8 protein-coding genes are annotated in these 15,633 nt (G+C 34.7%); all 8 read right to left on the reverse strand.

Annotation, left to right across the window (positions count from 1 at the left end; all coding sequences use genetic code 11):
* Nucleotides 1–34: 34 nt before the first annotated feature.
* Complete coding sequence (locus AC23MC_RS06840; RefSeq protein WP_487567658.1) at nt 35–3,742, reverse strand: BamA/TamA family outer membrane protein; 3,708 nt, start codon at nt 3,740–3,742, stop codon at nt 35–37.
* 141 nt (nt 3,743–3,883) lie between these two features.
* Nucleotides 3,884–5,533: an alpha-amylase family glycosyl hydrolase gene (locus AC23MC_RS06845; RefSeq protein ID WP_487567659.1), complete on the reverse strand. Its 1,650-nt coding sequence runs from the start codon at nt 5,531–5,533 to the stop codon at nt 3,884–3,886.
* Nucleotides 5,533–7,929, reverse strand: coding sequence for a glycoside hydrolase family 31 protein (locus AC23MC_RS06850; protein ID WP_487567660.1), 2,397 nt, complete (start codon nt 7,927–7,929; stop codon nt 5,533–5,535). The genes AC23MC_RS06845 and AC23MC_RS06850 overlap by 1 nt, the downstream gene beginning before the upstream one ends.
* A 3-nt stretch (nt 7,930–7,932) precedes the next feature.
* Nucleotides 7,933–9,795 carry a glycoside hydrolase family 13 protein gene (locus tag AC23MC_RS06855; RefSeq protein ID WP_487567661.1) on the reverse strand — a complete coding sequence of 621 codons (1,863 nt, stop codon included), beginning with the start codon at nt 9,793–9,795 and terminating at the stop codon, nt 7,933–7,935.
* A gap of 76 nt (nt 9,796–9,871) precedes the next feature.
* A complete protein-coding gene (locus tag AC23MC_RS06860) occupies nt 9,872–12,175 on the reverse strand; it encodes a glycoside hydrolase family 65 protein (protein WP_487567662.1) in 2,304 nt (767 codons plus the stop codon).
* Nucleotides 12,176–12,256: 81 nt separating this feature from the next.
* Nucleotides 12,257–12,913, reverse strand: a complete 657-nt coding sequence (gene pgmB, locus AC23MC_RS06865; protein ID WP_487567663.1) for a beta-phosphoglucomutase — start codon at nt 12,911–12,913, stop codon at nt 12,257–12,259.
* On the reverse strand, nt 12,913–14,259 hold the full coding sequence (locus AC23MC_RS06870; RefSeq protein ID WP_487567664.1) for an MFS transporter: 1,347 nt from the start codon (nt 14,257–14,259) through the stop codon (nt 12,913–12,915). The genes pgmB and AC23MC_RS06870 overlap by 1 nt, the downstream gene beginning before the upstream one ends.
* 199 nt (nt 14,260–14,458) lie before the next feature.
* Entirely contained in the window at nt 14,459–15,484 is a 1,026-nt protein-coding gene (locus AC23MC_RS06875) for a LacI family DNA-binding transcriptional regulator (protein WP_487567665.1), read from the reverse strand.
* Between the last annotated feature and the right edge of the window lie 149 nt (nt 15,485–15,633).

Consider the following 15,633-nt stretch of genomic DNA (forward strand, 5'->3'; position numbering starts at 1 on the left):
TGTCAAAAAAATATTCGTGAATTCGTGGTAAAACCTAAAAATTAAATTTCATCCCAAACGCAATCCTACCTCCATCACTCGAATGAAAATACGAAAGTGTAGAAGAAATCATGTTACTGCTATTTAACCACAATCCAAACCCGGTTGATTGATGCCACTTTGAAGTGCTTTCGCCAGGAAACCAAACTCTTCCATAATCAAATCCAACAAAAGCACCATAATTTACAGGAGCAAATGGGTTTTTAATTTGTCCGATTGCATACCGCAAATCGGTTCCTTGAAAAGCAGCTGTTTTTCCGGAAAAGCGATTGTCTCTAAATCCTCGTAAATCATTATCGCCACCCAAATTAGCCGCTTGATAAAATTCGTAATCAGAACTAAAAAGTGATTTTCCTTTTATGGTAGTTTCCAAAATCCATTGAGCATCCGGTGTCAATCGGAATACAAAGTTTACAGCAGCTTCGGCCGAAGGAACTTGTCTTGAAAAATCACCCAAATTTGCATTCCATTTTCCTAAAACCTGAAAGCCCATTCCCAACGAAGGAATAAAAGGATTGTCATAATTTTTGAATTGATATTCTAATCCAACACCGGCAAAATTTTGATAATCAAAAACACGTTCATCTACAACTCCGGTTGAAATAAATCGTTCGGGTGTGTCTTCCACTTTGTAGGCTTCAAAATTTACACGACCAGTAAAACTGGAACTTTTGGTTTTTTGCCATACCAATCCGGGACTCACTTTGTAGGAAGCAATCCGAACCCGATTGAAATCAAATTCATCAGCATCATTGTTGGTGGCGTTTCCAAAACCAAAAAAGTTTTGTACAAAATTAGAGCTGGTCGCTTGAGCATCAATTACCAAATCAAAAAAGGAAAATGCTTTTTTTACAATTCCGGAATAACCTAATTCATAGCCTTTGGTAGCAAAATAATAGTTGAGATCGGCTGTGTGTTTTTGTGAAAACGGATTGCCTAAATATCCTTTTTTGGTAAAATCTAATCGAACGCCTAATCGAATGCCGTCATCAGGGTTATAGCCAACTAAAGGAACTCCGGTAAATTCATCAAAATTTGGTTTTTTATAATTGTAGGTGTTTGTTTCATAATCGTTTGAAAGTAAGACAGTTGTTTTCTTATCTACATTCAATATATTATTTGATTTGAAATCATGGATTTTGACTTTTTTACCGTTTTCAATCACATACGAATCTTGATTCAAACCACCAATTAATCTAATCTTGACGTTGCTGAATTCTTTTCCTTCCATACTAAATTCGTCTTTTCCTTCTAAGCCAAAAAGCCATATTTCTTTGGTTTGTTTTTTGGTAAATGTTTTTTCATACACAATGTTGGCGGGTACTTTTTTCCCATTATAAACCACAACAGAAGTTTTGCCGTTGGATAAACGATTAATCACAAAAACATCATCTTGCATTGTTCCAACAATCAACGTTTTTTTGTCTAATAACTTTTGATAATGTTGAGCGGTTTGATTTAATTTTTTGAGACGATTTCTCAAATACAATTTCAGTTTGGAAGTCGTTTCGTCCTGCAATTCATAAGGCAATTGTAAAAATGCTTTATTAATGATATCGTTGGTTAAATTGTCTTGAATAAATTTTGCCTGTTTTTCCCATGCTTTTTCATCAATATCCGATAAAAGAGCTAAGTCCAAAGCATACGCTTGTTTGTTGAATTCTTTGGTTTTTTTGTGATTATAAGAGTAGGAATGCATTTGTCCCATGGCCGGAATACTTTTCAAAAGCCATAAAAAGGCTCCGTCGTATTTGGCAAAAGCTTGGTCGCGATTCAATGGTATCGGGCGATAAATTGTTTTTCCTTTTTCTTGATGAACGCCCCATCGCCAATTTTTTTCCTGTCTATCACCATCGCCGATGAGCATATCAAAAAGACGAGCTCGGATATAATTTTCTTTGTCAACCACATGATTTTTATCGGTTCTAATGTTGTGAAGCATTTCATCCGTATCAATAATCGAAGACGGTTTTCCGAAAGTAGAAAGGCTTTTTTGAGAAGAATTTATTTTCTCTGAAATCAAATATAAATTACCACCAAAATTTTCGTTGTAATTGCCTAAGCTATTTTGATTAGGAACAAAAAATAATTTCGGTTGAGTTGAACTAACGCCAATCGCCTTAGAAAGTCCTGAAATAACTAACGGCGTAAACGGATGAATAGTTGTAAAATAATCCCTCAAAAAATCTTCTGAAAGAGCATTATCGGCCTGGTTTTTTTGTTTTTCATTTTTATAAGCTAACGATTTAAAAAACGAAGAAGCATCTTTTTCGAGCGGAGTCATTACAAATTCTTTTCCGTTTTTATCTTTTAACAAAAGGGAATTTGTTGTTCCTTCATTATCCAAACCGATTGGTTTTAAACCGCCATAAAGCGTGTCTAAACCAACAGTTCTTAATGCAATTTCTTGTTTATAATAGCCTTTGTAATGTTTTCCCCAAAGAAATTGATAAACGTCGCTTTTTCGACTAACCGGCTTTCCGAAAATAGATCTTTTTATTGTAGGGTCAAATTGTTTAGGATAATTTTGATGTTTGATGTTTAGCTCCGGTTCTCTAATTTTTTGTTTAAAAAGTAACACTTCTTTTCGGTTGGAAGTAGTGTAATAAGAAACGGTTGAAGCTCCGTTTTCATACACATCTACCACGGCATAGCCATAGCCTCCATAGCTAAAATCTTTTGGGTTAACTGCTCTTGCTGCTGAAAAATGAGCACCGGAACCACTTATGATTTGCTGAATTCCGTCTTTGTTGATGTACTGCAAGTTTTGTTCATGACCGGAAACTACGACAACATGATTGTATTTTTGAACGGTGGCTTTTATTCTATCGGCCATTTCGCGATAGGAAGCATGTTGCAAATCCTCGGTTTTATAGCCGCTTGCTTTTCGGAAAAGGTTATAAAAACTTCCGGCAATTGGAAGCGGAATTTTAGTATCAAACGGAAAAAGTTGTTCGTCCAAGGAATACTGACCGCCATAAATTCCGTTACTCAAAAGTGGGTGATGAATGGCTAAGAGAATTGTTTTTTCTTGATTTTCCAAAAGATGACTGTCGAGTTCATCAAAAAATTGTTCACGGGTTTTAATGCTACATCCTTTGTTGATTTCGGTGTGCTCATTCCAATCTTCCAAAAACCATTGCGAGTCGATGGCAACCAATTCAACTTCATTACTCAACGAAATAAATTCGATTCCGCATGCATTTTGAGGAATTAGTTTGCTTTCCTTTTTCTTATATTTTGAAATAAAATTTTCTTGAGCCAAAATGGAAGAAGTCGAATTTCCCCAATCGCTTTTGCCGGGAATAAAAAATACTTTTCCTTTGAATTTTTCGGTTAAATTTAATTGAGACGTGATTTTTTCTTCCGCTTTTGTTTTGTTTTGATTGAATCCGTTTAACGGAAAAATATTATCGCCTAAAAAAAGAGTCGTACTATTTTTTGAAGCTTTTTCCAATCGTTTTTTAAAATTGGATAGGGAAGGAGTCGCTCCATCATTTTGAGTATTAGCTGCGTTTCCCGTTAAAAAAACCGAATAAACAATGGTGGTTGTATCAAGTGTTTGATTACTGTAAAAAGATGTTGCCTGACTTCCCATTTGGGTTTTGTAGGAAGTGCAAGCGGTTAATAATCCAATAAAAAACACAAGAATAATTCGTTGGAGAAGTGGCTTTGAAACAGAATTTATGCTGAAAAAATTCATTAAAAAGGTTGTTTTTTATTGATGTGTTCAAATATAGGAATAAAGCAATTAATCTTTTAACTCTAAAAAAAATGATTTAAAAAAAGCGTTTACAATCTTTTTGATTATAAACGCTTTTGGTTAGGTAAAAGTATTTTGAATTTATTTTCTCTCCAATAATACAATTCCCATTTGACTATCAATTATCACTTTTCCATCTTTTACAATAGTTGAAATTCCGGAAAAAGCATCGTGAACTTCTGTTCCATCTTCAAAAATGGATGAGACATTAATTTCTTTTTTTCCGAAAGGCAATTCCAAACCAATTACCACTTTATCGGTAAAATCTCCTTTTGTAAATGTTCTGCTAAAAGTATAAAACGGAGCTTTTGAAATTTCTTTATGAATTCCTGCTCCAATCGCCGGATGATTTTTTCGGAATTGACCAATTTTTTGAAAGTGTGTCAATACGTTTTTGGTGTTTTCATTGGTTTTAATATCTTCCCAATTCATAAACGAACGCAAGGTAGCATCACCTTCGGTTCCTTCAATTTCTAACGAACGAGCTGTTTCATCGCCATAATACACTTGCGAAATTCCGGGAGTTAATAATAATTTAGTTCCGGCATCAAATACTTTTTCTCTTTTTTTATCAAATGGCCAACCGTCATCATGCGAAGAAACATAGTTCATCACACTCAACCCTTTTAAATCGGAACTTAAAACCGAAGAATAATTACTAAAAAGTTCTTCATACGGTTTATTGGCATCACCTTTAAAATCAAAATTGATGAGTGACTCAAAACCGTTTTCAAAATAGTTAACTTTTTTATCGCCAAAATTATAAAGTTGTTTACCACTGATTCCGTAACCGTATACTTCACCAACGATAAAAAATTCATTATCGTCCAGCACTTTAGCAGGATTGTCTTTTTTGTATTGTGCAAAAGCGTCTTTACACACTTTTTCAAAATCAGCCCAAACGTCTTCGGTAGTATGTTTCACGGTATCCACTCGATAACCATCAATTCCAAAATCGGTGATGTAATCGGACAACCATTTCATAATGTAGTATTTCGGAGCTCTTGGATAACCTGTTCGTTTGAAAAATTCATCCAATTCGGCAACTTCTTGGTCATAACGACCTTCTTTTTTCCATTTTTCTACTAAAGCCGGAGGCAATTCAACATCCTCATTGCTTTCGGTTTTAATGTCGGGAAGATTTTCAACCAACGTACAATCAATGAAGTTTTGATACGTGTCATACGAACATTTTGGCCCGGTTCGCACCCAACTTTCCGGCCAAACCGGGTCTAGTTCAGTAACTGGTCCGGTATGATTAATTACAGCATCCAACACAATTCTGATTCCTTTGGCGTGAGCTTTTTCAACCAATTCTTTCAAATCATCTTTTGATCCATAACTTGGGTCGATGGCGGTCCAATCTTTGGTCCAATAGCCGTGAAAACCATACGAATTTCCTGTTCCTTCATCCACTGATCCGTGAATTTGCTCTACAACAGGTGTCATCCAAATGGCATTAATTCCCAAATCGGTAAAATAACCTTCGTCAATTTTTTGCGTAATTCCTTTGATATCGCCACCCATAAAATTACGGAGAACGCCTGTTTCTTTATCTCTTCGAATGATTGAGTCATTTTCAGGATTTCCGTTGTTAAATCGGTCGATTAACAAGAAGTACAAATTGGCACCTTCCCAGACAAAAGGTGTTTCCACCTGAACGGTTTCTTTTTTTGGTGAACATCCTACAATCATACAGCATAAGATTAATGTGGAAAAGAATTGTTTCATTATAATTTAATTTTTATGTTCATTTTAGTAGTACTTAGCAAATAATCGAATTCCAATTTTTTTGATTTTTTGTTGTATTGAAATTTCATTTTTTTATTATTGACGATGATAGATTTCGGTTTTTTATTCAAATGATAAATGTGAAATTTACCGTTTTTCCCTTTAGATTGTAATGAATTACTTTCCATCGAAAGAAGAAGTTCTTTTTCTGAAATTTCTGTTTCGCAAGTAAGCAATTCTGGATTATTTTCAGATGAATTATTTCCTTCATCAAAATAAAATTGGCGTTCGCTTGACGTTATTTTTTCATCAAAATAAAGATGTAAATCTAAGTTGGAATTATCATAATTTTGAGTGGTTTGCACAACTTTTGTCATCGGAATCAAAACGCCATTTCGCACAAAAGTTGGAATGTAATTTTCACTTACATTTATTTTTTCAGTTGAACCGCCGCTATATTTTTTAGTAGAATTAATTTCCGTCCAATTACTATTTTTAGGAAAATACACTTCTTTTACTGTCTGTTTTGCTTCCATAATCGGATAAACCAGAAAATCTTTTCCCCATAAATAACCATCGGATTTAGTCAATAATGCTTCATTTTCAGGTTCTTCAAAAAACAGTGGACGCATCAACGGTTTTCCCGTTTGCGAATTTTCATAAGCCAAACTATAATTGTAAGGAAGCATTTGATAGCGTAATTCGATCGCTTGTTTGGCTAAACTTTTTGCCCAATCACTTCTAAAAATAGGTTCAGAAGCCACATCCGATTGTGCGTGCGGTCGAAATATCGGATTGAAAACGCCGTATTGCAACCAACGAACATACAATTCGTCATCTAAGTTGGCACCCGCAAATCCGCCCAAATCAGAATGCATATAGGCCAAACCTTGCATTCCCATTTGGAGTGAAATTTCCACCTGACCCGAAAGTCCGCCCCAAGTTCTGTTCACATCGCCACTCCACGGAATCATTCCATATCGCTGCGAACCCGAATAACCGGAACGCATCAAAATAAAAGGTCTTTGCGTTGGAAAATCGTTTTGATAACCTTCAAAAACTAATTTTGCCCAATTGTGACCGTAAATATTGTGTACTTCATCAGCGGTTCCGCCAAATGTATTTGCTGCTGCCGGAAAAACTTCGGGTTCACCCAAATCACCCCAAACTCCACTTACGCCTTTGTCGGCTAAATCTCGGTAAATATCCCAAAACCATTTTTTGCCAGACGGTTTAAAAATGTCAATGATACCGGTGTTTCCAAAATAAAAATCATAGGTAAAAGGATTTCCAACGGAATCTGTTGCAAGAATTTTTTTATCAACACCTTCTTGCCATTTTTTGGAAGTTGTTAAAATAAAAGGTTCTGTAATCGGAATGGTTTTGATGCCCATTTTATTAAAATCGTCCACCATTTTTTCAAAAGTTGGAAAGCTATCTCGATACACTTCTAGATTTCCCATTGTGCCTTGCAATTCTTTTCCAAACCAATATAAATCTAAGATTATTGCATCTACCGGAATATTTTCGTCTTGAAACTTTTGAATGGTTCTTCGTGCTTCCGCTTCGGAATGATAGCCAAAACGGGAAGAAAAATTACCCAACGCCCAACGAGGCGGTAACGGTTGTCTTCCTGTTAATTCGGTGTAATTGTAAATTAAATCTTCCCACGTATTTCCCACAATCACTTGATAGGTTTTTCTGCCGGAAATGGTTTCGTATTCCAACACATTTTCTTTTTTACTATCCAAATTCAAATAACCTATGGGAGCATTATCAAAGTGAACCATGTATCTTTGCGAAGAAATCACGATTGGAATGGTAAAATTCATCAATTCTGAGCGGGTTTCATAACCGTAATCTGCTCGGTTATAAAGTGCTAAACGGTTTCCACGACGGTTCATTCCCAACACTCTTGCTCCGCCACCGTAGAGTTTTTCAGTTGAATTGATATTAAACTGAATTACTTCAGTGGAATCATAAACGATATTTCCTTTTACTTTTTCAAGCGGTTCGTGTTTGCGTTTGAAATAACCTAATTTTTCTGAAAGAAGTAATTCGCCTTTTTTGTAATATGAAATTTTAAAAGGTGACTTTATAATTTGAATTTCTAATTCTGAGGTTTTAATTTCTAAATAATCCGTTGATTGTTTAAATTCAAAACCATTGTTGTCCGGTTTTAAAACAAGAGCGTGTGAGTTTGGATTAAATTTTTCTCCGTTTGGAACGAAAGAAGTTTCAACAATTTTATCATTATATAATTGAAGAAAATACATTCCATCGGAAGTTTTTATTTCCAGAACGTTTTCATTCAATTGATGCGAAATGTATTTTCGATTCGCATTTTGAGCAAATCCAACTGTTGAAAGTAATAATAGTAAAAAGAGTTTTTTCATTCTTTAATTCATTTTGGTCGTAAAAATAAAGGCTCCTTTTTTACTTAAATTCAATTCTTTATCCCAAATAATTTCTTCTCCTGTTACAATGTTTTTCATTTTTTTACCTTCAAAACCTAATTCTTTATAAGTAGAAAGATCAACTTTTGCAGATTCATTTTTATTTAAAATTAAAACAACAATTTCATCATTCAATATTCTAAATAGCGTGTAAATTCCATTATTTGGTGCAAAATGAATGGTTTTTCCTTCGTGAATGGCTTTGCTGTTTTTTCTGTAATTTAAAATTTTAGTCAAATAGCTTTGCATTTCTTTTTTCTCTGAAGAAAGTCCATCGCCAGTAAAAGCATTTACTTTATCACCTTTCCATCCACCAGGAAAATCGGTTCGGATTAAGCCATGATCACCTGGTTTTGCTGTATTTTGCATTAGAATTTCTGTTCCATAATACAACTGTGGAATTCTTGGTAAAACTAAATAAGTAGCCAAAGCCATTTTTGTGTTTTCTACATTTTCCTCCATTTGTGTAAAAATGCGGTCCATATCGTGATTATCCGGAAAAATCATAATGTCTTTTGGCGAAGCATAATGAAAATCGTTGGCTAAACCATCGTAAATCTTCGCCAAACCTTTGTCCCAACTTTCTGTTTCTTTGATGGCTTGCGGAATGAGTGTTTGCATTGCAAAATCCATTGTTGAACGCAAATTGGATTCGTAACCGTCTTTATTATTTGCACCTTTTTGCCAATAACCAATGAGCAACGGATTCGAACTCCATTCTTCTCCAACGATATTAAAATTAGGATATTCAGCCATAATTTCACCTGCCCAATTTGACATAAAAACTTTGTCAGGGTAAGGATAAGTGTCTTGACGGATGCCACTTAGATGAAGTGTTTCAATCCACCAAATACTATTTTGGATAATGTATCTCGCTAAAAACGGATTACGTTGATTCAAATCGGGCATTGAAGAAACAAACCAACCATCGGCCATTTCTCTTTTGTCTTTTTCAGAGGCATACAAATCTTGATTGCTTGTTCTTCGGTGATTGGAAGTGACGTATTTTTTTTCTTTTTCAAACAGTTCTTGATAATTTACCCAATCTGAAAAAGGTAAATCTTTCATCCACCAATGTTCGCTACCGCAATGATTGGCCACTTGATCCATAATGAGTTTCATACCATTTTGATGAAGTTTTTCGGATAGATTTTTATAATCTGCTAAAGTTCCAAATCGTGGATCTACTTGATAAAAATCGGTCATCGCATAACCGTGATATGAACCACCTTTCATATCATTTGTCAAAACCGGAGTTGGCCAAATAGCGGTAAATCCTAAGTTTTTGATATAGTCAATATGGTTGGTAATTCCTTGAATATCACCACCGTGACGTTTGTAGTCGTGGGTTCTGTCTAACGTAGTTTCTTGCATCGATTTCACAATGTCATTTGCTTCATTTCCGTTGGCAAAACGATCAGGAGTGATGAGGTAAATAGCATCAGAACTATTGAAACCGATGAAATCTTCTGAAGGTTTTGATTTCGGTTTTAATTCGTACGATTGTGTGATTTTTTTGCCTTTTTCCGATTCAAAAATGATATTGAACTTTCCCGGTTTTGTGGATTGAGCAATTTTTACATCGATGAATAAGTAATTTGGACTTTTGGCCTTGTGAACTTTGATAATTGAAACACCATCGTAGGAAATTTTTGGCGTTGCATTTCCGATGTTCGGATGATGCACGAGCAATTGCAGATTTTCATTTTTGAATCCTGTCCACCAGTTTGTGGGTTCAATTCGATTGACTTGAGCGGATAAAAATGAAAATGCGAGACAAAACAGAAGTAATGAAATTTTTTTCATAATTGATTGTTTTATCTCGCAAAGTCGCAGAGACGCTAAGCAAACCTTTGCGACTTAGCGTCTTTGCGAGAATTTATTATACGGTAACCAAACTATTCGGTTCCACCAAGATTTCTTTTCCTTTTACAAAAACAGTAATAGGTTTATTTCCTTCCAATGAAAATTTCGTTTCATTAGATTGCACAGAAACTTTTAAAATTTGATTTCTGAAATTAATTTTAAACGAATATCCTTTCCATTGTGTTGGGATTTTTGGTTCAAAATGTAAGGTTTCATTTTTAACACGCATTCCACCAAAACCTTCTACAATACTCATCCAAGTTCCGGCCATCGACGTGATGTGTAAACCTTCGTGCACTTCTTTATTATAATCATCTAAATCCAAACGGGAAGTTCGTAAATAGAACGTGTATGCTTGTTCCATTCTATCCAAAACAGCCGCTTGAATCGAGTGAACACAAGGTGAAAGCGAACTTTCGTGAACGGTAAACGGTTCGTAAAAATCGAAATGTTTCTCTAATTGTTCTTTACTAAAATGATCTTCAAAAAAGTAAAATCCTTGTAAAGTGTCAGCTTGTTTGATGTAAGGCGAACGCAAAATTCTATCCCACGACCATTTTTGGTTAATTGGTCGCTGACTTTTATCTAAATCAGAAACTTTTACCAATTCTTTATCCAAAAATCCATCTTGTTGTAAATACACATCATGTTCCTCCGAGTAAGGGAAATACATATTGTCGGCAACTTCTTTCCAATGGTTAATTTCAGCCACAGAAAGTTTTACTTTATTTAAAATTCGAGTATAATCCGTCGAATATTCTTTTTCAATTTTTTGAATTTGTTCGATTGTATAATCAATACACCATTTTGCAATATAATTGGTGTAGAAATTATTATTGACGTTATTTTCATATTCATTCGGGCCGGTTACACCTAAAATTACATATTGATTTCGATAGGTAGAGTAGGTGGCTCTTTGATGCCAAAAACGAGCAATTCCGATTAAAACTTCCAGTCCTTTTTCAGGAATATAGCTGTAATCTCCGGTAAAACGATAGTAGTTAAAAATAGCAAAAGCAATCGCACCATTTCGGTGAATTTCTTCAAACGTAATTTCCCATTCGTTATGGCATTCTTCGCCGTTCATCGTCACCATCGGATACAAAGCAGCACCGTTTTTAAAACCTAGTTTTGCTGCATTTTCAATCGCTTTTTCTAAATGATTGTAGCGATAAGTCAATAGGTTTCTGGCCACTTGTTGATCTTTAGTAGCCATATAGAATGGAATGCAATACGCTTCCGTATCCCAATAAGTTGATCCACCGTATTTTTCGCCGGTAAATCCTTTTGGACCGATATTTAAACGAGAATCTTTCCCTAAGTAGGTTTGATTTAATTGAAAAATGTTGAAACGAATTCCTTGTTGAGCTTTCACATCACCATCGATGGTAATATCACTCATTTCCCAAATTTTTGCCCAAGCTTTGATTTGGTCTTCTAATAATTGGTTATAACCGATGGAAATTGCATCAGATACAACTTTTTTAGCTGCTTCTTCTGTGTTTTCATGGTTCATCGAAATGGTGTAACCACCTATTTTTTGAATAGTCGTTGATTGATTTCTATCAACTGAAACTTCATACGAAAATTCAATTTTATCATTGGATGATTTCACATTTGAAGGAGAAACATTCACATTTTTCCCATCAACCAAAATCGTATTTTGCATGAAAGTGGTTGCAGTAAAATGTGTTTTAAAGGTTCTGGCGGTTACAAAAGCTTCGTTTCCATTATTTTTTACATTTAATGGCTCCCAAAATTTTTCTTCCCAGTTGGCATCTTCGTTGTGAACGCCGGCATCAATATATGGTTTGAAAACAATTGTAGCATCCTGATTTAAAGCGGTAACTTGGTAATTGATAACGCCGACTTCATCCAAATCTAAGGAAAGAAAACGACGTACTTGTACTTCAATTTCAGTTCCGTTTTGAAGCGTTGCAATGAAAGAACGATGATACCAACCTTCTTTCATATTCAATTCTCTGCGGAAATTTTTCACTGCTCTACAATTGGCCAAATCTAAATTTTCACCGTTGATTTCGATGTTAATTCCAATCCAATTAGGAGCATTTAGCACTTTGGCAAAATATTCGGGATAACCGTTTTTCCACCAACCCACTTTTGTTTTATCGGGATAATAAATTCCGGCAATATAGCTTCCTTGGAAAGTTTTTCCGGAATAATATTCTTCAAAATTTGCACGTTGTCCCATGGCACCGTTTCCAATGCTGAACAAACTTTCGGAAGACTTAACCAGGTCTTGTTCAAATCCTTCTTCAATAATCGACCAGTTATCTGGTATGATATAATCTTGGTTCATTAATTTTAGTTTAAAGTTTCAAGTTTCAAGTTTCAAGTTTTTGTTGAATAATTTCAAAATCTTGACAACATTAAAATTTTACTATTTATTTATTAGGTTTTGTATGAAATTCAAATCGATGTGTGTAAAATCAGGAAATACGAATTGAGCTTCATGTAAAATGCTTTCTTCACCTATTCCAACACTCGTCATTCCGGCTATATTTGCGGCTTGAACTCCGGCAACAGAATCTTCAAAAACGATACATTCTTCGTTTGAAAAATTCACTTTTTTGGCTCCTTGAATAAAAACTTCCGGATCCGGTTTGGCATTTGATACATCGTTTCCGTCCACAATGGCATCAAAATAATTGATGATTTTTGCTTTTTCTAAAATTGGTTTTGCGTTTTTACTGGCAGAACCCAATACAATTTTTTGGTTGTTTTCTTTAAGATAAATGAGAACCGGTAAAACTCCCGGCAAGATTTCACTTTCGTCCATATCCACCAAATAGGAAAGATAGTCTTCGTTTTTTTGAACGAGCCATCTGTTTTTGTCTTCCTGAGAAGCTTCCATATTTCCTAAGGCTAAAATGAGGTCGAGTGATCGAACACGACTTACACCTTTTAGTTCTTCGTTGTGTTCGGGCGTAAATTCGATACCCAATTGGTGAGCAATCTTTTGCCAAGCTAAATAATGGTATTTGGCTGTGTCAACGATTACACCGTCGAGATCGAATATGAAACATTTTTGATTCATTAGTTTTGTACTATATCATCCACATCTTTTACTTTGTAAACTAAAGCAGCGGCAATTAAAAAACTGACACCACTAGTTACAAGGGCAAAAATGGCATGATCATTATATAAATATTTAACAAGTAATCCTCCAATGAGGGCATTAATAATTTGCGGAATTACGATAAAGAAATTGAAAATTCCCATATAAACTCCCATTTTCTTAGGTTGAATAGATCCGGCAAGGATGGCATAAGGCATCGATAAAATACTCGCCCAAGCAATTCCGACACAAATCATAGAAAAAATAAGTGCTTCTTTGTTTGGCATAAAATACACGGATATCAAACCGATTCCACCAATGATTAAAGAAATTGCATGTGTTTTCTTTCTTCCAATTTGTTTTGCAATGTAAGGAAGGGTGAAGGCAAAAATCATTGAAACGAAATTGTAAACACCAAATAGAATTCCGACCCAATTTCCAGCGTCATCAAATAGTGGATTTTTTACATCATCTGATGCTAGTCCATAAATGTGTTGAGCAATTGCAGGAGTTGTAAACACCCACATTCCAAAAAGACCAAACCAAGAAAAGAATTGCACCATACTTAATTGACGCATAGTAGTTGGCATTTTTGCAAAATCTTCAAAAATGTCTAATAATCTTGAAGGTTTTTCATCGCCAATAGCTTCTTTATGAGCTTTTTCGTCTGTAAAATTTTCTAATTCTTGTGGCGAATACTCGTGCGTAGTAATTACGGTAACCAAAATGGTAATAATTAAAATGACTGCACCAATTACGAACGACCATATTAAATCATTTGGAATTCCGCTTTCGGTTTCGCCTACAACACCAGCCCATCTTAAAAAGGAAGGTAGGATGGAGCCTACAACTGCACCCATGCCAATTAATGCCGTTTGCACACTAAAACCTAATGTCCGTTGATCTGTTCGAAGGTTGTCTCCAACCAAAGCACGAAAAGGTTCCATGGCAATGTTGAACGAAACATCCATAATCATCAGCATTCCGGCACCTACCCATAGAGCAGGCAAAAAGACGATGAAAATTTCAGATTGTGGCATTAAAATTAATCCAACAGAAGCTAGAACAGCACCAAGTAAGAAAAATGGTTTTCTTCTTCCAAAGCGACCCCAAGTATTATCACTGTAGTGACCTATAATTGGTTGAACGATTAATCCTGTGAGTGGAGCAATAATCCAAAACCACGAAAGTTCGTGAACATCGGCACCAAATTTTTGAAGAATTCTACTGGCATTTGCATTTTGAAGGGCAAAACCCATTTGTATTCCCAAGAAACCGAAACTCATGTTCCAAATTTCCCAGAAACTTAACTTACGCTTTTCCATTATCGTAATTAATTGATTAATAATACGATAAGCGGTTTATGGCTTATCAAAACTTAGGTTCGAAGTAAAAATACAAGCTTTGATAATTGGTACAAATATAGTTTTTTTTTAAAGCGAAATTATTTTTTTGAAAAAATTATGAAAGTCATTTTTCTGATTTATAATTTTCAAAGTCAATAAAATCAATGGTTTACAGTTACTACAACGTTGGCGTAGATTCTCTTTCAACTAAGTGAGTTTCGATAACTTCTGTTCTGTAATGTTCATCATCTTCGTCTTCACTTTCCAATCTTTCAATCAGCATTTTCGCTGCTTTTCCGCCCATTTTAATTCCGTTTTGACTCACGGTTGTAATGCTTGGGGAGGAATATTTAGAAATAATTCCGTCTGTAAATCCTATAACGGCAATATCTTCCGGAATTTTCAATCCAATTTTCAAGGCCGATTTTATTGCTGTAACTGCAAAAAGTTCGTTCACGGCAAAAATGGCATCGATTTTTTGAGAGTTAATTAGATTATCAATGGCTTCATCACAATGTTCTATATCTTCAATTTTAAGAATTAAATTTTCATCAATTTTAATATCGTTAGATTTTAAAGCTTTCAAGTAACCCTCAGTTCTCAATTTTCCAACGCTTACATAATCTACAGTAGTTATGAGGGCTATTTTCTTTAATCCTTTATCGATAAGCGTTTGAACCGCTTGAATGGCAGATAAATTATCATCAATAATAACTTTATCACACAAAATATCATTTGTAACACGATCAAACATAACAACCGGCATTCCTTGATTGATAACTTCGGAAATATGATGGAAATCTCTTTTTTGTTGCGTTTCTTTTGACAATGACATAATGAATCCATCTATACTTCCGTTGGCCAACATTTCCATATTGATTACTTCTTTGTCAAAGGATTCATCTGATAAACATACTATTACGTTGTAGCCATGTTCATTTGCTACATTTTCTACTCCACTAATTACGGTAGCAAAAAAATGATGGACGATTTCTGGGATAATTATTCCGATTGTTTTAGTTTTTTTATTTTTTAAGCTAAGTGCAATATTATTAGGCTTGTAGTTGTATAGTTTTGCAAAAGCTTGCACTTTTTGACGGGTATCTTCGCTTATTTCGGCACTGTCTTTTAATGATTTTGAAACGGTAGAAATGGAAACATCTAATTCTTTTGCAATTTGTTTTAATGTAACTTTTCTTTTCATGTTTTTTTGTACTTATTAATGATTTGCGAATAAAGATAAATTTTATTTTTTAGAATCGGAATTTTTAGCTTAAAAATACTGATTATTCTAAAAGTTTTCAACACGAAAACGTTTTCGGAGACTGTTTCGTAAATGTTTATTCAAAAAGA

This window comes from Flavobacterium sp. T50_26 (assembly GCF_057652995.1).

Bases quoted from the DNA above. Each gene is read 5' to 3' on its own strand.
- AC23MC_RS06840 (WP_487567658.1), bottom strand. From the start codon at position 3,742: ATGAATTTTTTCAGCATAAATTCTGTTTCAAAGCCACTTCTCCAACGA.
- AC23MC_RS06845 (WP_487567659.1), bottom strand. From the start codon at position 5,533: ATGAAACAATTCTTTTCCACATTAATCTTATGCTGTATGATTGTAGGA.
- AC23MC_RS06850 (WP_487567660.1), bottom strand. From the start codon at position 7,929: ATGAAAAAACTCTTTTTACTATTATTACTTTCAACAGTTGGATTTGCT.
- AC23MC_RS06855 (WP_487567661.1), bottom strand. From the start codon at position 9,795: ATGAAAAAAATTTCATTACTTCTGTTTTGTCTCGCATTTTCATTTTTA.
- AC23MC_RS06860 (WP_487567662.1), bottom strand. From the start codon at position 12,175: ATGAACCAAGATTATATCATACCAGATAACTGGTCGATTATTGAAGAA.
- pgmB (WP_487567663.1), bottom strand. From the start codon at position 12,913: ATGAATCAAAAATGTTTCATATTCGATCTCGACGGTGTAATCGTTGAC.
- AC23MC_RS06870 (WP_487567664.1), bottom strand. From the start codon at position 14,259: ATGGAAAAGCGTAAGTTAAGTTTCTGGGAAATTTGGAACATGAGTTTC.
- AC23MC_RS06875 (WP_487567665.1), bottom strand. From the start codon at position 15,484: ATGAAAAGAAAAGTTACATTAAAACAAATTGCAAAAGAATTAGATGTT.